The 21,201-nt window shown below is 63.1% G+C and carries 22 protein-coding genes; 8 read left to right on the top strand and 14 right to left on the bottom strand.

Going from position 1 to position 21,201, the window contains the following annotated elements; all coding sequences use genetic code 11:
- Position 1: 1 nt before the first annotated feature.
- Positions 2 to 742: a UPF0280 family protein gene (locus H587_RS0103850; protein ID WP_027175147.1), complete on the top strand. Its 741-nt coding sequence runs from the start codon at positions 2 to 4 to the stop codon at positions 740 to 742.
- A gap of 5 nt (positions 743 to 747) precedes the next feature.
- Here the strand turns inward: H587_RS0103850 and H587_RS0103855 are convergent, their stop codons facing one another.
- The 6 genes from H587_RS0103855 to H587_RS0103880 all read right to left on the bottom strand — a co-directional run bounded on the left by H587_RS0103855 (position 748) and on the right by H587_RS0103880 (position 5,220).
- The gene (locus H587_RS0103855) at positions 748 to 1,392 is read right to left on the bottom strand and encodes a Crp/Fnr family transcriptional regulator (protein WP_027175148.1); all 645 of its coding nucleotides are present in this window, start codon (positions 1,390 to 1,392) and stop codon (positions 748 to 750) included.
- A gap of 3 nt (positions 1,393 to 1,395) precedes the next feature.
- Complete coding sequence (locus H587_RS0103860) at positions 1,396 to 1,890, bottom strand: hypothetical protein (protein ID WP_034608570.1); 495 nt, start codon at positions 1,888 to 1,890, stop codon at positions 1,396 to 1,398.
- Positions 1,891 to 2,025: 135 nt separating this feature from the next.
- On the bottom strand, positions 2,026 to 3,009 hold the full coding sequence (locus H587_RS0103865; protein WP_156904443.1) for a hypothetical protein: 984 nt from the start codon (positions 3,007 to 3,009) through the stop codon (positions 2,026 to 2,028).
- Between the two features lie 62 nt (positions 3,010 to 3,071).
- A complete protein-coding gene (locus H587_RS0103870; protein ID WP_027175151.1) occupies positions 3,072 to 4,229 on the bottom strand; it encodes a radical SAM/SPASM domain-containing protein in 1,158 nt (385 codons plus the stop codon).
- A 104-nt stretch (positions 4,230 to 4,333) separates the two neighbouring features.
- A complete protein-coding gene (locus H587_RS0103875; protein WP_027175152.1) occupies positions 4,334 to 4,915 on the bottom strand; it encodes a flavodoxin family protein in 582 nt (193 codons plus the stop codon).
- Positions 4,912 to 5,220, bottom strand: a complete 309-nt coding sequence (locus H587_RS0103880; protein WP_027175153.1) for an MTH1187 family thiamine-binding protein — start codon at positions 5,218 to 5,220, stop codon at positions 4,912 to 4,914. The genes H587_RS0103875 and H587_RS0103880 overlap by 4 nt, the downstream gene beginning before the upstream one ends.
- A gap of 96 nt (positions 5,221 to 5,316) precedes the next feature.
- Between H587_RS0103880 and H587_RS0103885 the strand changes: the two genes are divergently transcribed.
- The gene (locus H587_RS0103885; protein ID WP_027175154.1) at positions 5,317 to 6,240 is read left to right on the top strand and encodes a radical SAM/SPASM domain-containing protein; all 924 of its coding nucleotides are present in this window, start codon (positions 5,317 to 5,319) and stop codon (positions 6,238 to 6,240) included.
- Position 6,241: 1 nt separating this feature from the next.
- Here H587_RS0103885 and H587_RS17155 read toward each other — a convergent pair whose 3' ends face one another.
- Entirely contained in the window at positions 6,242 to 7,024 is a 783-nt protein-coding gene (locus tag H587_RS17155) for a YkgJ family cysteine cluster protein (RefSeq protein ID WP_051202425.1), read from the bottom strand.
- 375 nt (positions 7,025 to 7,399) lie between these two features.
- On the opposite strand from H587_RS17155, the gene H587_RS0103895 reads away from it, so the two are divergent.
- The 6 genes from H587_RS0103895 to argC all read left to right on the top strand — a co-directional run bounded on the left by H587_RS0103895 (position 7,400) and on the right by argC (position 12,422).
- Positions 7,400 to 8,353: a hydrogenase small subunit gene (locus H587_RS0103895; protein WP_027175155.1), complete on the top strand. Its 954-nt coding sequence runs from the start codon at positions 7,400 to 7,402 to the stop codon at positions 8,351 to 8,353.
- Between the two features lie 62 nt (positions 8,354 to 8,415).
- Positions 8,416 to 10,119 (top strand): nickel-dependent hydrogenase large subunit, encoded by a 1,704-nt coding sequence (locus H587_RS0103900; protein WP_027175156.1) that lies wholly within the window; start codon positions 8,416 to 8,418, stop codon positions 10,117 to 10,119.
- Between the two features lie 72 nt (positions 10,120 to 10,191).
- Positions 10,192 to 10,689: a HyaD/HybD family hydrogenase maturation endopeptidase gene (locus H587_RS0103905; RefSeq protein WP_027175157.1), complete on the top strand. Its 498-nt coding sequence runs from the start codon at positions 10,192 to 10,194 to the stop codon at positions 10,687 to 10,689.
- 8 nt (positions 10,690 to 10,697) lie between these two features.
- Positions 10,698 to 10,955 (top strand): HypC/HybG/HupF family hydrogenase formation chaperone, encoded by a 258-nt coding sequence (locus H587_RS0103910; protein WP_027175158.1) that lies wholly within the window; start codon positions 10,698 to 10,700, stop codon positions 10,953 to 10,955.
- A 110-nt stretch (positions 10,956 to 11,065) separates the two neighbouring features.
- Positions 11,066 to 11,365, top strand: coding sequence for a DUF1844 domain-containing protein (locus H587_RS0103915; protein WP_027175159.1), 300 nt, complete (start codon positions 11,066 to 11,068; stop codon positions 11,363 to 11,365).
- Between the two features lies 1 nt (position 11,366).
- On the top strand, positions 11,367 to 12,422 hold the full coding sequence (argC, locus tag H587_RS0103920; RefSeq protein WP_027175160.1) for an N-acetyl-gamma-glutamyl-phosphate reductase: 1,056 nt from the start codon (positions 11,367 to 11,369) through the stop codon (positions 12,420 to 12,422).
- Between the two features lie 71 nt (positions 12,423 to 12,493).
- Here the strand turns inward: argC and H587_RS17160 are convergent, their stop codons facing one another.
- The 7 genes from H587_RS17160 to H587_RS17170 form a co-directional block, all read right to left on the bottom strand.
- The gene (locus H587_RS17160) at positions 12,494 to 12,793 is read right to left on the bottom strand and encodes an ErpA-related iron-sulfur cluster insertion protein (RefSeq protein WP_034608536.1); all 300 of its coding nucleotides are present in this window, start codon (positions 12,791 to 12,793) and stop codon (positions 12,494 to 12,496) included.
- 149 nt (positions 12,794 to 12,942) lie between these two features.
- On the bottom strand, positions 12,943 to 13,239 hold the full coding sequence (locus H587_RS21315; RefSeq protein WP_156904444.1) for an ErpA-related iron-sulfur cluster insertion protein: 297 nt from the start codon (positions 13,237 to 13,239) through the stop codon (positions 12,943 to 12,945).
- A 20-nt stretch (positions 13,240 to 13,259) separates the two neighbouring features.
- Entirely contained in the window at positions 13,260 to 14,156 is an 897-nt protein-coding gene (locus H587_RS0103945; RefSeq protein WP_027175161.1) for a glycyl-radical enzyme activating protein, read from the bottom strand.
- Between the two features lie 91 nt (positions 14,157 to 14,247).
- Positions 14,248 to 16,692, bottom strand: coding sequence for a glycyl radical protein (locus H587_RS0103950; RefSeq protein WP_051202451.1), 2,445 nt, complete (start codon positions 16,690 to 16,692; stop codon positions 14,248 to 14,250).
- A 322-nt stretch (positions 16,693 to 17,014) separates the two neighbouring features.
- On the bottom strand, positions 17,015 to 18,514 hold the full coding sequence (locus tag H587_RS0103955) for a sigma-54 interaction domain-containing protein (protein WP_027175163.1): 1,500 nt from the start codon (positions 18,512 to 18,514) through the stop codon (positions 17,015 to 17,017).
- Between the two features lie 28 nt (positions 18,515 to 18,542).
- A complete protein-coding gene (locus H587_RS17165) occupies positions 18,543 to 19,457 on the bottom strand; it encodes a DMT family transporter (protein WP_051202426.1) in 915 nt (304 codons plus the stop codon).
- 97 nt (positions 19,458 to 19,554) lie between these two features.
- Positions 19,555 to 21,051, bottom strand: a complete 1,497-nt coding sequence (locus tag H587_RS17170) for an APC family permease (protein ID WP_051202427.1) — start codon at positions 21,049 to 21,051, stop codon at positions 19,555 to 19,557.
- Positions 21,052 to 21,201: the final 150 nt, after the last annotated feature.

Here is a 21,201-nt window from a genome sequence, read left to right on the forward strand (position 1 = left end):
GGTGAAGGACTACACGAAAGTCGGCCGAAACTACCGCGAGTCCGTAATCCCCGAGGAGGGGGAACGGGTCTTTCAGGTGGTCATCGAGGAATCCGACCTCTTCGTGGTGGCCCGGCGCGACCTTTCGGCCGAGGTGGCCGACTGTCTGCGCGAACTGCGCGGGGAACTGAAGAGCCAGATCCTCCTGCACCGGGATTTCCTGACCAGTCTGGTCCCCCTGCCGACCCCGCCCGGAGCCCCGGAGATCGTCCGGCGCATGTGCGAGGGGGCCCGGGCCTGCGGCGTGGGCCCCATGGCGGCGGTGGCCGGGAGCGTGGCCCAGATGGTCTGTGAGCGTTTCGTGTCCGAGAGTCCGGACATCATCGTGGAGAACGGCGGGGACATCTTCCTCTGCTCCACGCGGGAGCGGGTGGTGGGCCTGCTGGCCGAACCCGAGTCCGGGGCCCGGCTGGGCCTGCGCATCCCGGCCGGGGAATTCCCCACCAGCCTGTGCTCCTCCTCGGGCCGCATCGGCCATTCGCTGAGCCTGGGGCATGGCGACCTCGTCACGGTGCGGGCCGATTCCGGAGCCCTGGCCGACGCCGCGGCCACGGCGCTCTGCAACCGGCTGAAGACGGCCCGCGACCTGGAGGCGGTGCTGGATGGGGCGCGGGAACTGGCCCCCGCCGGTGTGCTCGGGGTCTTCGCCCAGATGGGCGGCCGGGTGGCGGCCTGGGGCCGGATGGAACTGGTGGCCCTGTAGGACTCTCAGTCCTTCTTCGTCATGATCTTTTCGAGGAAGTCCGGGTCCAGGATGCGGATGACGCGCTTGGCCACGTCGTGGTCCGGCGCGCCGATGCTCAGGTGGCCCTGCTCGGCCAACTGGCCCAGGTAGCACTCCACGGCCGAGGTCGAGGTCACGAAGGTGTCGGCCAGGGTGCGCACGGCGGCGTCATAGCCGATCTCGGTCTGGCCGTTGAGCACGAAGAGGTTCAGCACCCGGCAGATGCCCAGGGGCACGTTGGGCACCTTGAGGGCCTTCTTGGTGGTGGCCTTGAGACGGCTGACCAGCACCTGGAGGATGGAGGAGATGACCTGGGGGGCCTTGGCGAAATAGTCGTCCAGGTCGTCGCGGGTGATGATGACGAGCTTGGTGTCCTCCAGGGTCATGGCCGTGGCGGTGCGCGTCTGGTCGTCCAGGAAGAGGGCCATCTCGCCGAAGATGGACGGGGGCTTGAGCACGGCGAAAACCTTCTTGCGGCCGTCCACCGAGCCCGAGATCTCCACGGCTCCTTCCATGAGGATATAGGCCTGGTCGCCCCGGCTGCCTTCGATGAAGATGATGTTGTGCTTGAGGAACGTCTTGACCAGAAAGCCCTTGGAGACCCGTCGCATGAGCGGCGCGCCGGCCATGACCTACCTCGTCACCGCGCCTTCACTGGCGAAGAAGGGGTGCTTGGCGTTCTTGGGCTTGTCCCGGGACTCGGACAGAAGCACCCGATAGCCGAAGGAGACGAAGACCGGGCCCTTCTTGACGGCGCTCTCGTCCATCAGGAAGTCGAAATGGAACACGGCGTTGGGCTGGAAGGGGCCGGGCAGGAAGGGCTGCTCGCTTTCCATGAGCACCTCCCCGTATTCGTCGGAAAGATAGGCCGTGAGCCGCATCTCGTCGATCCAGCGGGCCCACTCGGGAACCCGGTCCATGACCGGGACCGCCTTGCCCTTGATCCCGTACTTCCCGTCGATTTCCACGGTCTGGTAGTCGAATCGCAGGAAGGCCATCTTGAGGGTCTGCCGGGAGTTCATCTGCCAGGGCTGGCGGTCGAGATGGACCACGCTGCGGTGGGCGCAGGCCGAAAGCGCGGTGAGCGCGAGCAGGAGGAGCAACGGGAGGAGTCTGGTCCTGTTCATGATCGATGGAACCATCCGTTTCCATTCGATTAGCACAAGATCTCGGTGATGCAAAGCTTCATGAGGGGTCGCGTCCGCAGCCCGCCATTTCGTCCGCCCGCTTCGCTCCGGGGCGCGGCCCGCTTCGAGACCGGGCTATGCCCCGGCCTTCCGGGTCCAGCCCGTTCGGTCGTCCCAGCCCTTGAGGCAGGCCGCGTAGTTGATCTGCCGACAGGCTGGTCCCTCCTCCAGGTATCCCGCACGGCGTTGTTTCAGGCCTCCCAGGAAGCAATGGGTGCGGGACCATATTTCGGTGCAGGGGAGGATGCGGCCCAGGCAGTCCACCTTGAAGTAGCGTTGTCCCGCCAGACAGGCGGAGGCCTCTTCGCCCCGGTAGTAGTCGTTCGTCTGGATGCGGAAGTTGTTCTCCATTCCGGCGGGGAGCAGGAATGGTCCGGGAACGGCGGCCAGAACGCGGGTGACCTCGGCCCGGACCTGCTCGTCGCGCAACAGGGGGTCGTACTGGTCCAGGACCAGACGGAGCGGTGCGCGCGTGAAGGGGTGGGCGAACTTCTTGTAGAAGAGGAGCATCTCGCTCCAGAGGTCCATTTCGGCAAGGGCGACGATGGCCTTGATGTCGTACTTCTCAGGCTGGAACCGCTTGGATATCCTGACGATGTTTTCCAGCCAGCGGTCCAGCGTGCCGCGTTTTTTCATCGCCGCGTAATGGTAGGAGATGTCCAGCCTGCCCAGCCGATCCCGTTGCGTCGCGTCCAGGTCCGGCAGTTCGTGGATCAGGACGCCGTTGAAGTCGAGGTACACCTGGACGTCGTGGGACAGGACGTGCCGCAACAGCTCGTCGGACTTTTTGTAGCCGGCGAAGAAGTCGCCGACCCCGGTGAACACGAAATAAATGTTTTCCCCGTAATACGAAAAAAGGAAGTCGAAATCCGAGCGGTCCAGGCTGGAACGTTGCTTGGCCTCATTGGTGAAACAGTAGGAGCAGGTCAGGCTGCACACGCCCGTGGTGTTCACATAGAACACCTTGGCGGCGTTCCTGAACGGGTAGGCGCCTCCACTGGGCGCCGGAGGACGATGTCCCTGAACACTGTGACGATCCCTGACCGCTGCTTCGCTCATGTCCATATCCTTAAGTCATTCGTCCCCGGGGCTCCCCGGGGGACACGTGGTGGTCGTTCCAATCAGGCCGTCAACGCCTGGGATTCCGGTCGAGCCAGCCCCAACTCCTCAAGCCGGGCCTGCACCTGTTCTTCGCTCAGGCCGCGCAGGTAGGTCAGGTGGCTGCGCACGTCGAGGGGGTTTTCCCGGCCCCGAGTGCATGTGCGGCAGGCGGCCGGAGGATTGTCGGAATTCACGCGGCGGCGGAAGGCCTGCATGACCTTGCCGTTCCAGACCTTGTGGAAGCCGTCGGTGAAGAGGTTGCCGATGCCCGAGGCCCCGCCGCAGCAGACCGTGACCACGCCGTCCTTGGAGACGTTCATGTGCTGCCAGGGGCGGGCGCAGGGCCCGCCGGTCTGGGTCGGCTTCCAGTCGAAGAAGGTGGGCTGGTGGTTGAGCTGGATGCCCAGCTTGGCGGCCTTGAGTTTGGCGTGCAGCACGAAATGGTCGTAGCGGTCGCGATGGAAGATCACGGCCTCGTCGTCCAGTTGGTGCGCGGGAGTGGTCACCAGCAGGTAGTTCACCTGAATTTCCTTGGCGTCCACGCGATGGGCCAAGTCCACATAGCGCGGCAGCTCCTGGATGGTGCGGCCCATGGCGCAGAAGACCAGGGTGAGCCGGAAGGCCGGATTGATGCGCCGCGCCTGGAGCTTGAGATGCACCAGGTTGCGGAGCACCCCCTCGTAGTCCGAGCCGCGCATGATGCCCTCGTAGGTCGCGCGTTCGGCTCCGTGGAAGGAGCACCAGACCGAACTCAGGCCGTGGCTCAGGAGGAATTCGGACATTTCCGGGGTCAGGGCGTTGCCGTTGGTGAAGATCTCGAAGGGGGCGCAATGGGCGCGCATCTTGCGGATGAACTGGTCGATCTTCGGATTGAGCAAGGCCTCGTAGGAGGAAAAAATGCCCTTGTTGATGTAGGGCAGCAGTTCGTCGAAGTGGTCCAGCCATTCCGGTTCCCGGAAGGCGTCGGGATCGGATCGGAGCTTGCGGCCGTTTTCGGCCAGGCAGAAGATGCACTTGATGTTGCAGGCGCCGGAGATGTCCAGACCGAGATTGAGCGGCCGGGACAGGCAGATCGGCAGATTATTGGCGCACTCGATGGCGTTGACCTGTTGGTTGAGGCTCCGCAGCGTCTGGCTCTTTTCCAGTTCGTTCGACGAATTGCGCGACTTCTCGGGCATGAGGACTCCCCCATTGGTCTCCGCCGCGCGGCTTTGGACGTGGAAAAAACGTCCGGCGACGGAACTGCCCGGACGCAATGCAAGTGTGGTGCCGGGGGAAGACGCTACGTCCCGGACACGATCCGCCGCCCCAGGGCGGCGAGTTCCTTCACGAGGTCCGGCCGTGCCGGGACGTCGCCGGGATGGTAGACGCCGCAGGCCCGAACGACGTGGCTTTTGGTGAAGCCGAGCCAGTTGAAGAAGTACTGGTAACGGGGGAAGATGTCCGCGAAGAGGTCTTCCCTGGGATGCCCCTGGGCGATGAGGAAGATCAGGGTCTTGCCTGGAGCCAGGCGGGAGCGGTGTTCCTTGTCCCGGGCGTACTCCGGGGTGAGGAAGGAGAAGGTCCGGTCGATGAAGGTCTTGAGTTGGGCCGAAACCTCGCCGAAATAGACCGGCGTGGCCAGGACGAGGACGTCGCAGGCTCGGGCCGATGCCAGCACCGGGGTCAGCCCGTCCTCCAGCACGCAGACCTCGGACGCGCCCTTGCAGGCGAAGCAGGCTTGGCAGCCCTTGGCCTCCAGGCCGTTGAGATGCACGCTTTCCACCTCGGCCCCGGCCTCCCGGGCCGCGTCGAGGAAGATCCGGGCCATGTCCGCGCTGTTGCCCTTCTTGCGGGGGCTGCCGAGCAGGCAGAGAATGTTCACCGTCCGCCTCCGAGTTTTTCCTCCACCGAGGCCACCTTGGACCCCATGCGCGGGGCGTCGCCGCGTTTCCAGTCGGCCTTGAAGGTCAGGTAGACCCGCTCCGAGTCCTTCTGCAATTCCTTCATGCAGTCCGAGACCACGGCCAGAACCTGGTCCCAGTGGCCTTCGACGCAGGTGCCCATGGGATTGAGCCGGTAGGGCAGGCCGGAGGCCTCGATGACGGCCAGAACCCTGGCCACGTAGGGCGAAAGGCTTTCGCCTGTCTTGTTCAGGGGGAAGATGGAAAGTTCGACGATGGCGCTCATGTCCGACCTCGCTGGGCGGGATTTCCCGCCGGTTGACACGCCCGGGGGCGGGTTTTACAACGTGCGCGGCCCGTTTCGGCGGGTCGCGGAGGATACATGGAATACTACATGCCCGGCCCCGAGGATACGCTCTGGCGCAAGTTCGTGCGCTGGCGCAAGCACCGGCAACTGCCCCGGCCGCGCTTTCCCCGGGCCATCCAGATTCAGACCGACAGCCGCTGCAACGCCGATTGCGTGTTTTGCGGCTGGCACCACACCAAGGGCAGCCAGCCCCAGGGCCGCATGGACGACGCCCTGTTCCGCAAGCTCGTGGACGAGTGCGGGGGCCACTGGATCGGCCGCATCAGCCCGTACCTGATGAACGAGCCGCTGCTGGACTCGAATATGCCCGACAAGATCGCCTACATCAACAAGCGCCGGAAGTTCGTCACCAAGACGAAGATCAACAGCAACGGCGCACTCCTCAGCGAGGGCATGAGCGAGGGGCTCATCGACGCGGGCTTGCGGCATCTCTGGATCAGCGTGCAGGGCTATTCCGAGGAGACCTATCGCCAGAGCATGGGCCTGTCGCTCTCCAAGGTTCTCGGAAACATCGACAAGTTCCTGGAGATTCGGGCGCGCAAGAAGAAGGATCTGCCCAAGCTGACCATCACCACGCTCAAGACCACCATCGTGGAGAACGAGCTGGAGTACGCCAAGAAATATTGGGCCGATCGGAACGTGCGCTTCAAGATCCATCACGTGGACAACCGCTCGGGCAAGGACATCTCGCATCTCGGCACGGCCGCGCCCCAACTGCGGCGCAACTGCGACCTGTTCCTTAAACAGGCGTACGTGCTCTACAACGGCGACGTGATCATCTGCTGCCACGACTGGAAGCGCACCGTGGTTCTCGGCAATGTGGGCGAACAGTCCCTCTACGACATCTGGAACTCGCCGCGCTTCCTGGAGCTCATCCGGCAATACCAGGCCGGGGACTTCCGCAACCTGAAGCTCTGCGCCTCCTGCACCGTGACCTGATTCAACGGTCGGAAAAACGCGAGGCCAGCTCCAGGAATCTGGAGAGCATCTCGGGGCCGGGCACCTTTGGAAGGGGTCCGGCCCCGTTCGTTTTTTCCAGGAGCAGGCAGAGGGCCAGGGGCAGGGCGCGGGTGGCTCGGGCGCGGGCCCCGTCGAAGGCGGCCAGGGCCCCGGCCATGTCCATGGGCTGGCGCACCTCGCCCAGGCGCACCCCGGGCTCGAAGGGCCGGGCGCAGAGCGCCGGGTCCGAGGTCACGGAATACTGGCGGCAGATCACCGGCCGCGCCGGATGCACCGAGCAGGAGCCATGCTCCAGGAACGGGCAGGGCAGGCCCAGGGCCCAGTAGTCTCGTTGCAGGCGCGGCAGGACGCCCTGCTCGTGGATGTGCCCGGAAAAGTCACGGACGAGATGTTCGAGGAGCCCGGCGTCCTCCAGGGCGCCGACCGTATGCCGGAAGCGGTTCGTGACCTCGCGGCGGCGGGGCTCGGGCAGGGTATGCACCAGCCGGGCCAGGGCCAATCCCTCCTCGCGGCTCACCGGCACGAGCTGGTTGCAGCAGATTCCGCAGCCTGGACCGCAGGAAATGGTCCGCCCTTCCCGGGTCGCGGCTTCGGCTCCCCGGGCGAAGACCATGTCCGCCGCCAGCCGGATGGTCGGGAGCATCTCCAGCAGGTCCGCCAGGCCCTCGGGCACGGGCAGATCCAGGCGCAGGGGGCCGCCGTCGGCGAAGTCGAGCACGTATGTCTGCCGCTTCCCGACGGAGGCGGTTCTTCCGTCACCCATGCAAAACCCTCCAGCCCCTTTCTATAAGATAATCAACCGGTGGGGAAGACAAGGCACGGGCGCGGGGACGGTTGGATGGCGACCCGCCGGGGCTCCGTCCCGTGTCGGAGGTGAATCACCCTCATCTTGGCTTTTTTTTATTTTCCCCGGTTGATTTTACGATAAATGTCAGGTATGTTCACGATGCTTTTTGCATCCATCTGTTCTCTTTCATAAGTATCTGAAAATATGACAGAAATAACACGAAATGCAAATTCGTGTTACGCTGCCTGCAAGGGGGCGCGCGCGGCGCTCTCGCACCCTGGTGCGCCCCTTGAGGAGTATCGACGTTTTCAGCGTCTTCAATCTTCTTTCATTCTTTTACGGAGGTGTTCTATGAAATTTTACGTAGGTCATGGCAGGGACGGGGCCGAGGAACGGCTGCAGAATCGCGGCGTCTCGCGCCGTGAATTCATGAAATTCTGTGGCACCGTGGCCGCTGTCATGGGCATGGGCCCGGCTTTCGCTCCGAAGGTCGCCGAGGCCCTGACGGCCAAACGCCGTCCGTCCGTGGTCTGGCTGCACAACGCCGAGTGCACGGGCTGCTCCGAGTCCATCCTGCGCACCGTTCAGCCGTACATCGACGAACTGATCCTGGACGTGATCTCCCTGGACTACCAGGAGACCATCATGGCCGCCGCCGGTGAAAAGGCCGAAGAGGCTCTGCATCAGGCCATTTCCGCCCCCGAGGGCTTCGTCTGCGTGATCGAGGGCGCGCTGCCCACGAAGAACGGCGGCGAGGCCGGCAAGGTCGCGGGCCGCACCATGCTGGAGATCAACCGCGAAGTGGCCGCCAAGGCCAAGGCCGTCATCGCCTACGGCACCTGCGCCACCTTCGGCGGCGTGCAGGCCGCGGCTCCAAACCCGACCGACGCCAAGGGCGTGAACGACGCGCTCAAGGCCCAGGGCGTGAACGCCATCAACATCGCCGGCTGCCCGCCGAACCCCTACAACCTGGTCGGCACCATCGTGGCATACCTCCAGGGCAAGAAGATCGAAATGGACGACTACAACCGTCCGCTCATGTTCTTCGGCGACTCCATCCACGACAAGTGCCCCCGCCTCAAGTACTTCGAGAACGACCAGTTCGCGAAGTCCTTCGGCGACGAAGGCGCCAAGAAGGGATACTGCCTGTACAAGGTCGGCTGCAAGGGCCCCTACACCTACAACAACTGCCCCACGGTGAAGTTCAACCAGACCAACTGGCCCGTGGAAGCCGGCCACCCCTGCATCGGCTGCTCCGAGCCGAACTTCTGGGACGAGATGAGCCCCTTCTACGTCGAGAAGTAAGCGGGCATTTGCCAACGGGTTTCAACAGAGCAGACGCACAGACTCTTTAAGGAGGAGACAATATGTCCGGTTGCAAAGCCAAAGCCGCCCCGGTCATGGCGACGCCCAAGAGCAATTACACTGGGCCGGTCGTGGTCGACCCGGTAACTCGTATTGAAGGCCACCTGCGCATCGAGGTCCAGGTGGAGAACGGAGTGGTCAAGGACGTGCGCAGCAGCTCGCAGCTGTTCCGCGGTCTGGAGATCATCCTCAAGGGCCGCGACCCCCGCGACGCCCAGCACTTCACCCAGCGTTCCTGCGGCGTGTGCACCTACGTCCACGCCCTGGCCTCCACCCGCTGCGTGGACAACGCCGTGAAGGTGAAGATCCCGGACAACGCCCGGCTCATGCGCAACCTGGTGCTGGCCGCCCAGTTCATGCACGACCACATCGTGCACTTCTACCACCTGCACGCCCTGGACTGGGTCAACGTGGCCAACGCCCTGAAGGCCGATCCGGTCAAGGCCGCCAAGATCGCCAACAGCATCTCCCCCCGTCCGACCACGGCCGAGGGCTTGAAGGCGGTCCAGGACAAGGTCGGCGCCCTGGTGAAGAGCGGCCAGCTCGGCATCTTCACCAACGCCTACTTCCTGGGCGGACATGAAGCCTATTACCTGCCCGCCGAGGTCGATCTCATCGCCACGGCCCACTACCTCGAGGCCCTGCACCTCCAGGTCAAGGCCGCCCGCGCCATGGCCATCTACGGCGCCAAGAACCCCCACACCCAGTTCACCGTGGTGGGCGGCGTCACGAACTACGAGGGCCTCAAGCCCGAGCGGTTCGCCGAATTCGCGGCCCTGTACAAGGAAGTGAAGGCCTTCATCGAGCAGGTCTACATCCCCGACCTGATCGCCGTGGCCGGCTACTACAAGGACTGGGCAGGCATCGGCGCCGGTTGCAAGAACTACCTGTCCTGCGGCGACTTCCCGGACGTCGAGGGCAACCTGGACAGCAACTGGATGGCCCCCGGCGTGCTCTACGGCGCCGACCTGACCAAGATCGACAAGATGGACGGCACCAAGATCACCGAGGCCATCAAGCACAGCTGGTACAAGGGCAATCAGGCCCCCCTGCATCCTTACAAGGGCGTCACCGATCCGCAGTACACCAGCCTGAACGACAAGGAGCGCTACTCCTGGATGAAGGCGCCCCGCTACGACGGCAAGCCCATGGAAGTGGGCCCGCTGGCTCAGGTTCTGGTGGCCTACGCCAAGGGTGTGCCCGAGTACAAGGCCGGCGTCGACCTGGTGCTCTCCAAGCTCGGCGTGCCCGCCTCGGCGCTCTTCTCGACCCTGGGCCGCACCGCCGCCCGCGGCGTTGAGACCTTGGCCATCGCCCAGAAGACCCAGAGCATCTTGGACCAGCTCATGGCCAACGCGAAGAAGGGCGACACCAAGCTCTACACCGACTGGAAGATGCCCAAGGAGGCCGAAGGTGTCGGCTTCGTCGCCGCCCCCCGCGGTCACCTGTCCCACTGGATCAAGATCAAGAAGGGCAAGATCGAGAACTTCCAGCTCGTCGTGCCCTCCACCTGGAACTTCGGTCCCCGCGACGACAAGGACGTCTTCGGCCCGGTCGAGCAGGCCCTCATGGGCACGCCCATCGCCGATCCCAAGCGCCCGGTGGAAATCCTCCGCACGGTCCACTCCTTCGACCCCTGCATCGCCTGCGGTGTGCACGTGATCGACGCCAAGACCGGCGAAGTGAGCAAGTTCCGCGTCCTGTAATCAGGGCGAGTCGACGCAACAACGGCGGGAACCCGGATTCTCCGGGTTCCCGCCCTTTTTCAGAAGGTCGTGATGTCCGATTCCCCCAAACGCATCCTCGTGCTCGGAGTGGGCAACATCCTCTACACCGACGAAGGCGTCGGCGTACGTGTGGTCGAACACCTCCAGGCAGGCTATTCCTTCTCCGAAAACGTCACCCTCATGGACGGAGGCACCTTGGGCACCCGGCTCATGGGCCCCATCCTGGAGGCCGACTTCCTCATCGTCGTGGACGCGGTGCTCGGCGGCGATCCCCCGGGCGCGATCTACCGTCTCACTGGCGAGGATCTGCGCAAGTCGCTGGCCTTCAAGGATTCCATGCACCAGACCGACCTGGTGGACACGCTCATCTACTGCGGACTGGTGGGCAACCGCCCGGACGCCGTTGTCGTGGGCATCGAACCCGAGGACTACCAGTCCATGGCCGTGGAGCTGTCGCCCACCCTTGCCAAGCGCGTCCCGGACATGGCACAGGTGGTGCTTCGGGAGATCGAACAGGCCGGGGGAGCCTACACCCCGTCGGCCGCTTAGGAGGGCCCATGTGTTTGGCTGTTCCCGCTGAGATCGTGGAGATCAACGACGGCGTCGCCACCTGCCGCGTGGGCGAAGGGCAAACCACCGTGCAGGCCTCGCTCATGCTCCTGGAGTCCGAGCCCAAGCTCGGCGAGTTCCTCATCATCCACGCCGGATTCGCCCTGCGCGTCTTGGACCGCCAGGAGGCCCTGGAAAACCTCAAGCTTCTGCGCGACGTGATCCAGGCCGCCAAGGAAGCCGGAGTCGAGCAGGACATGCTCTAGCCGGTACCCTCTCGGCTCCTCCCGTTTTCCGCCCTGCGCGCGGCCTCCGGGCCTTGTGCCTCATCGTCGGCTGGGATAGGATTCCGCCCACGAGAGAGGAGGTTTTTTTCATGACCGACGACACGACCTGCGGGTGCGGCGAGTCCTACATGGACGGCATGCCGCTGCCGGACATCACGTTCTCCACTTTTGTGCTTTCCCTGAGTTCCCAGGCCCTCATGCACCTGGGCGAGGAGCCCGACCCCGATACGGGCGAGACCCAATTCCGGCCGCATCTGGCCAAGCAGACCATCGACATCCTGGCCATGCTCCAGGCCAAGACCGAAAAGGGCCTGGACCCGGATGAGAAGAAGCTCCTCTGCGGGCTGCTTTACAACCTGCGCATGCAGTACGTGAACAAGGTGAAATAGCATGGCCGAGAAGATCCGCGTGGGCCTGGTGGGCGTCACCGGCTACACGGGCATGGAACTGGCGCGCATCCTGGCCTCTCATCCTTCCATGGAACTGGTTCGAGCCACCTCGCGCTCCGAGGCCGGGCAGGCCTTGGAGTCCCTGTATCCCTTTCTGCGCGGCACGGACCTGGGCGACCTGATCGTCACCGAGCCGGACCCGGCGGATCTGGCCGGGGCCTGCGAACTCTGCTTTCTGGCCGTGCCGCACAAGGCGGCCATGGAGACGGCCGACGCCCTGATCCGCGCCGGTCTCAAGGTGGTGGATCTCTCGGCCGATTTCCGGCTGCGGGACAAGGCCGTGTACGAGGCCTGGTACAAGACCGGACATACCCGCGCGGCGCTTTTGGACGAGGCCGTCTACGGGCTGGTGGAACTCTATGCCGAGGAGGTGCGCCGCGCCCGCCTGGTGGCCAACCCGGGCTGCTACCCCACGGCCTCCATCCTGGGCTTGGCCCCGGCCCTGTCCGCCGGGCTGGTGGAGACGGGCGACATCGTCATCGACGCCAAGTCCGGAGCCTCGGGCGCGGGCCGCAAGGCCGCGGTCGCCACGCTTTTCTGCGAGACCCACGACAGCTTCCGGGCCTACAGCCTGCCCACGCATCGGCACACCCCGGAGATCGAACAAGAAGTTTCGCGGCTGGCCGGTTCGGACATCACCGTGTCCTTCAACACGCACATCCTGCCCATCGACCGGGGCATCCTGGCCACCATCTACACCAAGCTCAAGCCCGGCGCGGACGCGGAGCGGGTGCGCGCGGCCTACGAGGACTTCTGCCGCGACAAGCCCTGGGTGAGGCTCTTCCCGGCGGGCACGCTGCCGGAAACGCGCTGGGTGCGCGGCACCATGTACTGCGATCTGGGGCTGGTGGTGGATCCACGCACCGGGCGGCTCATCATCCTCTCGGCCATCGACAACCTCTGCCGGGGAGCCTCGGGACAAGCCGTGGCCAACGCCAACCTCATGCTCGGCCTGCCCGTGAACGCGGGTCTGGATATGGCCCCAATGATGCCGTGAGGCGCTGGCCACACCGCATCCAAAAAGAAAGGCTCCCGGAGGAGCCTTTCTTTTTGGATTTCGTCCCAACCTCACGCGGGTGGCTGCAGCGCGGTCAGAACAGTCTGCTTGTTCTCATCAAGGGTCAGCATGTAGGACTTGCCGTGCTTCAGCAGGAAGTCCTTTTCCGCGATGAACGGGACGCCGTCGACGTCGATCCGTTCATCCTCGCCCTCCACGGCTTCCTCAAGACCCAGACCAAGCATGATCTTGCTGTGGCAGCCGCAGCCGGCCTTGTACTCACGCAGGCGCACGCAGGCGTCTTCTTCCTCGTCACTCAGCATGTTCCTGAGTTTCTTGAGAATTTCTTCAGTCGTTTCGACCGAGAACATCGTTCCTCCTTTTTGGGTGTCGCATGGTGACGGGCACATGCCCGTTTTCCGAGACGTTCCAGGGCAATTGCTTTTCGAACGTACCGTGCGCGCGGGAGGGCCGATTCGGCGCGAAGCGCCTGTCATTCTCGAGGAAACGGCGCGGCCCGCTATGGCGCGGCGGTAGCGTTCAAAACGGTCTGCTTGTTCTCATCAAAGGTCAGCGTGTAGGACTTGCCGTACTTCAGCAGAAAGTCCTTTTCCGCGATGAACGGGACGCCGTCGACGTCGATCCGTTCATCCTCGTCCTCATCGGCTTCTTCCATGCCCAGACCGAGCACGATCTTGCTGTGTCACCCACCGCCTACCTTGTACTCGCGAAGGCGCACACAGGTGCCTTCGTCCTCGTCCGCCAGCATCTCGCGGAGCTTTTCGAGGATTTCATCCGTTGTTTCCAGTGTGAACATTGTTCCTCCGTTTTCCGTCGTTAAACGATGACGGGCTTGAGCCCATATCTTCCAAAGCGCTCCTCGACCGCCCTGAGCTCCTCGGGGGTATACTGGCGCAGAGGCGGCATGGACAGGTTGAGCGCGAGGTATTTGTTTCTTCCGAAGAAATGGCACGGCATGATCTCGATCTCGTGACGGTGGAATTCGCCAAAGAAGTCGGCCATCGCCGCGAGATTTTCCTCCGTGTCGTTCAATCCCGGCATGAGGGGCATGCGGATGCGCACCTTGGTGTCGGAGCTCAAGGCGTTCCGCATGTTCTTCAATATGAGCGCGTTGCCCTGTCCGGTCAGGGCCTTGTGACGTTCGGGGTCCATGTGCTTGCAGTCGAAGAGCAGCAGATCGGCCAGCCTGATCGTTTCGCTGAAGCGGTCTTCCGGGCAGCAGCCGCAGGTGTCCACAGTGCAGTGGTAGGCCTCGTCATGCGCCTGTTGCAGCAGGGCGAGGAAAAAATCCCCGCCGGCCGTCGGTTCTCCGCCTCCGAACGTCACGCCCCCGTCGGAATTGAGGTAGAAGAGTTCATCCTTGCGGACGACCTCCATGACTTCCTCCACGGTCATGATCTTGCCGGACATGACCCGGGCCTGGCGGGGGCAGACTTCCGTACAGACGCCGCAGTCGGTACATTTTTCCGGATCGCGCCCGAACTTGCCGTTTTCAAGAAGCACGACCGCGCCGTTGGGACAGGCATTGGCGCACGCGCCGCAGCCCGTGCAGAGATTCTCGAAGTACATCATCTGCGGCGCGAACTTCTGCGACTCGGGATTGCTGCACCAGATGCAGTGCAGGGGGCAACCCTTGAGAAAGACAGTCGTCCGCAGGCCGGGGCCGTCCTGCACCGACATCCGTTGAATATTGTATACCATTCCCTCTTGCATGGTCAGGAACTCCGAGTCGATTTGATGAGGCGGGAACCAAAGAAGGGGGACGCCGCGGCAGCGGCAACGGCGTCCCCCTTGGGGCATAGGGTCAGTTGGCCTGCGCGTATTCCGTGCGCTTCACGATTTCGTCCTGTACGCCCTTGTCGAGGCGGGTGAAGTAGGCGCTGAAGCCCGCCACGCGGACCACGAGATTCTTGTAGTCCTGCGGGACTTCCTGGGCCTTCTTCAGGGTGGCGGAGGTCACGACGTTGAACTGGATGTGCGATCCGCCGAAGTCGCAGTAGGTCTTGATGAGCGAAGTCAGCAGGCGCGTTCCGGCGGGGCCCTCGAGAGCCGCGGGCACCAGCTTCACGTTGAAGTGGTTCGCGCCGTAACGAACCGTGTCGATGGCCTGGGCGCCGGACTTGATGAGGGCGGTGATGCCCTCATGGTCGGTGCCGGGCATGGCGGAGACGGAACCGTCGGTGAGCGCGACGCCCGCCTTGCGTCCGGTCGGCAGGGCGCCCATGAGCGCGCCGAAGTAGTTGTGGTACGAGAGGGAGTAGGCGTCCAGCGGCGTGCGGTAGCCGAAGCAGTCCGGACCGATGGAGTTGTGGATCTCGTCCACGTCGCGGTAGTACTGCTGAACGAAGGCTTCGGTTTCGGGGTAGTCGTTGCCGTGTTTGGGCGCCTCGTAACACATCCTGCGGATGTCCTCGAAACCTTCGAAGTTGGCCTTGATGGCCTCCATGAGCTGGGCCATCGTGATCTTCTTGGTGTCGAACACGAGGTGCTTGATGGCCAGCAGGGAGTTGGCCGCGTCGACGCCGGCGGTCATGATCGGGTTGACCTGCGGGTAGCGGGTGCCGCCCGCCTCTTCGCACTTCCCCTTGTCGATGCAGCCGTCGTACATGACCGAGCGGAGCACGCTGGGCACCACCTGCAGGCGCGCCATCTGGGACAGGTCGGAGTGCTTGCGGGAGATGCCGAAGAGGTGCTTCAGCTGCTTCTTGTAGGCCTCGTAGACCTCATCGAAGCTCTTGAACTCGGTGAATTCGCCGGTTTCGATTCCGAGCTGCTTCTTGGTGGTCGGATCCGTGCCGTTGTACATCACCATTTCGATGATCTTCGCGAGGCACGGCTGGTCTTCCTGGGTGATGAAGCTGCCCTTGCCGCAGATGCCCGTGGACACGCAGCCGTAGTTGCCGCAGTTGCGGGCGTCTTCCAGGGTGATGCCGCCTTCATACTGGGCGAAGCGGGCGAGGGTGCGCTGGATCACGACGTTGTTGTTGAGGATCTGGGGCTGTCCCGAACCGCCGCGGATGCATTGCACGACCTTGCTCATGTAAGCATCCGACATCTTGGGATGATAGAGCAGCGTCAGCGTGGGCTGGATGCCGCGCACCTGGATCTGTGTTTCGAGCAGGAGTTCCTCCAGCTCGGTGCTGGCGTCGTTGCCGTCCTTGTCCACGCCGCCGATCGTGATGGTCTGGCCGGTGTGGCCGGAGAGGGTCTTGGCGTAGGAGCCGCCCTGATACTCACCCAGCTCCATGTGCTTGATCCACTGCATCTTGAGGAGGGCGACAACCTGTTCGCGGCTGAGCTTTCCTTCGTCGAGGTCCTTCTTGTAGAAGGGATACATATACTGGCCGTAGCGGCCCGGGGAGGTGGCGCAGGCCATTTGTTCGGTCTCGATGCACAGATGCATGAACCAGAAGGACTGGACGGCCTCACGGAAGTTGCGCGCCGGGAACTCGGGAACGCGGCGGCAGATTTCCGCGATTTCGAGCAGCTCGGCCTTGGTCTTCGGGTCGGTTTCCGTCTCGGCGGTCTTTTCCACCAGTTCGGCGTAGCGGTGGGAATGGGCGACCACGGCCTCGCAGACCACGATCATGGCGCGGTAAAGATCGAAGCGCTCCTTGTCGTCGAGGGTGGTGGGGCAGTTGCGCAGACGATCCTTCAGGTCGTCGATGATTGCGCGCATTCCCTCATTCAGCGCCCTGGGGTAGTCGGCGATGCCGGAGCCGCTCGCGACGCTGACGTTCTCGTAGTACATGCCCCCCTTGTGGTAGGCGGAGGGGTTGAAGCCGAACATGTCCTTGAACATCTTGTTGTTCAAGTCGATGCAGGTGCGGCCCTTCCATTCCTTGTAAGTCTGCTGGAGAAGCTCCTCGGTTTCCTGCGGGATCTTCATTTCGCCGAGAGAGGCCATCTTGGCCATCTGCATCTCGTCCTTGATCCACTGCACGTTCCACTCGGGATACGGGAGCACGCCGCAGCGGGCGCTGGTGAGGGTGCCGACGATGGGGTTGCCGTCGAGAAAGATCTTCTTCTTGAGGAGCACGCGCTCAAGCAGCTTGGCGCGAATGTAGACGACCGGCTCCCCCGCGAATTCCTTGTATACGTCGTGCAGGTGCTGAAGGCGCTCGGCGTCCATGACCTGAGGCGCGTTCATCAGGAACTCCATCTGTTCCTTGAAGCGCGAATTCATGGTCTCCCAGTTGAGCTTGTATTCCTTTGGTCCCGTCGCCACCTTGTTCATGTCGAACGTCATGTTCGCCACTTCTTCGATGGCTTGCTTCTTGGAGCTGGAGAAAGGAAGCGTCGTCATGGTCATTCCTCCCGATTGGCAAGTGGTGCGATTATGTCCGCCAGCTCGTGGCGCTCTCCGCCATTGCGGAGTTTGTGATATTTTGCATTAGCAGGAGGTATGCCAGCACTATTTTTGTTTGTATTAATTTGATATAATTGATTTTTTTATCAAAAACCCGGAACGGTGGGCGCAACAAATTTTTAGATTGAGAAAGTTTTTTTTCTTTTTTCGAAGATTTTTTCCGCAGTCGAGGCGCTGCGAAGGGAGCGATGGGGGACGGGGATCAATACACGTCGTCTATTTCCAGCGTCTTGATCCTGTAGCGCAGGCCGGCCGCCGTCATTTCGAGGATGCGGGCCGCCTTGGCCACGTTGCCGCCGGTCACGCGCAGAACGTTCGTGATGCAGCGGCGTTCATATGCGTTCAAGCAGTTCTTGAGCGCGATGACCTCGGTGCGTTTTACGTCGCTGTAATCGTAATACTCGTTCGCGGGCGCTTCCGGGAGAGCTTGGGCCGTCACGGACCCCTTGGCCGCAAGGCCGAGATTGCGCCCATATTCACGTTTCGCCTCAAGGAAATGCTGCGGTAGGCAGGCTTGTTCGATAATGCCCGATGGCCCCACCATGATCATTGAGCACTCGACCACGTGCGCGAGTTCACGAATGTTGCCCGGCCAGTCGTATTCCTTGAAAAGCTGAAGCACTTCCGGAGAGAATTCCACCTGTTCGTACTTGGAGCGCAGATCCGAGGCCTCCACGAAGGAGCGGACCAGCATCGGAATGTCGTCCTTGCGTTCGCGCAGGGGCAGGATCTCCAGGCCGACAACGGCCAGTCGATAATAAAGATCCCGGCGCAGGATGCCGCGTTCCACGGCCTGCAGCGGCGGCTCGTTGAGGATGCTGATGATCCGCACATCCACCGGAATTTCCGTGAAGGAGCCGAGACGTCGCACACGTTTTTCCTGCAACACCCGCAAGAGCTTGGCCTGCAATGCCAACGGCATGGAGTTCAGCTCGTCGAGCAGGATGGTGCCGCCGTCGGCCTTTTCGAAAAGGCCGGGCTTGTCGTTTGCGTCGGTGTAGGATCCCTTGACCGTTCCGAACAGGATGCACTCCAGCAGATTTTCCGGAATCGCCGCGCAGTTCACCGGGATGAACGGTCTGTCGCGCCGGTCGCTTTCCGTATGGATGGCCTGGGCGAAAACCTCCTTGCCGACGCCCGATTCGCCCCAGATCATCACCGAGGAAGCGGTTCCCGCGGCGACCCTGGAGGCGTCGACGACCGCGCGCAGTTTTTCATCGCGGCCCACGATGCTGTCGAAGGTGTAAAGGCTCGGGGCGCTGACGCTGGAGAGCGGGGATTTCGCCTTCTTCCCGGAGTCGCCGAACATGGCCGGCCCGAGCCAGATGATGAAGGCGATGCATCCGTCCTTCTTGCCCCGATCGAAAAGAGGAAAGAAATCCGTGACCGTGCTGGCCAGATAGTTTTTGGTGGTTTTGTACCAGTAGGCCCGCTTCAGGAGGGGTTCGCCCTTCTGCAGGCACTCCATGGTGGGGATCAGGTCGCGCTCGTGAGGAAGATAGAGGCTGGTGATGTGCCGACCGATCACATTGATTTCTGTGAACCCGTCGGTGCGGCGCTGGATGGGATTCATGTATTCGCAGATGCCCTTGGCGTTCACGACGGCGACACCGACGGCCATGGAGTCCCACAGGGCCTGCATTTCCTGGGTCAGGACGCTTGCGCGGCTGACATTGTGGAATTTGCGGATGTCGAAATCCATAGTCCCCCTCTCTCAGGGCTGTTGTTCTTCAGGCCCGCCTTTCAGATATTGGCGAACTCCGGCCGGAACCGCAAGGCGGCGTCGGCCAGAAAATCAAAACCAGCGCGGAGCAGAGAATGCAGGCGATGCCCGTGACGGCTTGGGCCGTCACGGGTTCGTGCAGGCACGCAAAGCCGAGCAGCGCGGCGCAGAGCGGTTCAGCCAGGCCCAAGGTGGCGGCGGTGGGCGCGGGTGTTTTCATCAACCCCGCGAGCATGAGCGAAAAAGCAAGCGCCGCGGTGACGACGCCGAGGTTCAACGCGACCAGGACGCCTTTGACCGACAGCAGCCAGTGCAACGGAGAAATGAAGAGAAAGGGTCCGAGGAGGAGGCCGCAAAGCAGGCAGGCCATCATCATGATGGCTTCAGGCGCGTACATCCGGAGAGGCTTGCTGCAGACTACATAGACCGCGTAGGACAGTCCGGCGGCCAGCGAAGGCAGCAGGCTGCACAGGCGGTCCAGCGCCCCATCGGTCCAGTTCAGCAGCACCAATCCGAGCACGGCCGCCGCAGTGGCCGGATACCAGGCGCGCACAGGTTTTTCTCTGTATATCAGCCAATTCAATGCCGCCACGCCGAGCGGCGATACCCCGATGCTCGCCACCGTGCCCACGGCCACGCCGACCGAGGCGGTGCCTGTGAAAAACAGCACCTGGTATCCCGCCAGCCCCAAGGCGGGCAGGAGCACCCCTTTTAGCGGCCAACGGCCTTTATTCGGCAGAATTCCCCTCCAAACGCACCATGCCGCCAGCGCTGCACCGCCGATGAGCATCCGCAGGGCCCCTATGACGAGGGGGGTGGCCCCGTCTCCGACCACCAGGGCCTGGGCGAATCCCGTGGTGCTGAAGCATAGGGCCCCGGCGAGAACGAGGAGCGGGCCGTTCAGAGTCGGTTGAATCAACATGTCGGCGTCACCTGGGACAGAACGTTTATCGGCGAAAATCCCCCCGTCGCGGACAGGACCGTGACGGGGGGATTGTTTATTGCGCGGAACCTTTGTTTTAGTTCGTGGACTTGGCCTCGGCGCCTCTCTTGCCGGGGTTGAAGAACACCTGGATGTCCTCCGAGCCGGGCATGTGCCGACGGACTTCCCGTTCAGGCATGTCCATCCAGGTCTTGCGGCTGGAGTAGTAGAAGAACACGCCCATGACGACCCACACGGTCAGGCACCATGCCGGCGCGGCGCCGATGGCCGCCGGCGAACCGGGGATGCACAGAAGCAGCAGGCAGAGCACGGAGGTCAGCGCGCCGACGACGCAGTAGAAGGACTTCAGATTCTTGCCTTCGGCGTTGGTCGTCAGCAACATGCGGCGGGCGGCCAGGCAGGTGTACAGGTAGCCGATGGCCGTGCCCACGGCGCTCATGTCCACCGTCCAGCCCACTGCGGAGCGTCCGGCGTAGGGGGTCAGCAGCACGAGAATGATCGTGAAGACGACGGCCTTGTAGGGGCTGCGGTACTTCGGATGGATGTCGCCGAACCAGGTGGGCAGGATCCGGCCGCGGGCCATGGCCAGCATGAGACGGGTGGAGGCGACGTAGAAACCGTTGATGCCGGTGCATACGGCTCCCAGCACGGCGCAGGCGAGGATGACGGCGCCGAACTTGCCGAAGGCCAGCGTGGCCGCTTCGGCCGTGGCCCAGGCGACGCCGCCGGCGGCGCGTTGCTGGGCCATCTTCTGGAGCATCTCGGGATACGGGATCGCGAGGCCGGCGGCGAGCGTCACCAGGCTGTAGAGCGCCATACCGACGATGATGGCGATGAGCATGATGTTGCGGGAGCGGGCCGGGTCGAAGGCGAACTCCTCGGCGGCCTGGGGCACCGTGTCGAAGCCCACGTAGAGGAAGGGCGAGATGGCGAAGATGATCAGGACGCAGGAGAAGGCGGACTTGCCCTCGGCGAAGACCGGAGTCAGGTTCGAGAGGTGCGCGGTATCCAGCGAGGAGACGCCGAAGATCAGGGCCAGGATGCCGAAGGTGAGCATGAAGGCCAGCACCACCTGGATCTTGCCCGCGACGCTGACGCCGCGATAATTCATGATGCCGAAGGCGAGCACCGCGATGCTCATCAGGATGACCTCGCCGGCGTAAACCTTCCAGCCGGCGATCGTGTAGAGTTCCCCGAAGTTCAGGAAGCCCGGCAACAGGAAGCGGCAGATCAGGGCGAGCGCGGAAATGTTGATGGCGATGATCGCGATGTAGCCGATGATGAGCGCCCATCCGCAGATGAACGCGGCGACCGGGCCGAACCCGATGTAGGCCCAGGCGAATTCGCCGCCGGCCACCGGGGCGTACTTGATCATGTAGCTGTATGCCATGGCCACGAAGCTGATCAGAAACGCGCCGATGGCGAAGCCGAGCAGCGTACCGAGCGGACCGGCCTGGGGCAGGAACATGTCGCCGGGCAGCACGAAGCAGCCCCACCCTACGATGGAGCCCAGCGCGAGTGCGCAGACCTGTAAGGGAGACAGCGTCCTTTCCAACTTTACTTGTTCAGACATAGGCTTCCTCAACCTCCTCAGAATACACGATGCATCCGCCACAAGTCCATACCTGACTTTTGCGTCTGAGGTTTATCGCCGTCAGTCCGCTTTGAGAGAAGTATGGAGACAACACACTAAATGCAAATAAACCGATAAAGAGAGCATTTC

It is taken from the genome of Desulfovibrio aminophilus DSM 12254 (assembly GCF_000422565.1).
GTDB lineage: Bacteria > Desulfobacterota > Desulfovibrionia > Desulfovibrionales > Desulfovibrionaceae > Aminidesulfovibrio > Aminidesulfovibrio aminophilus.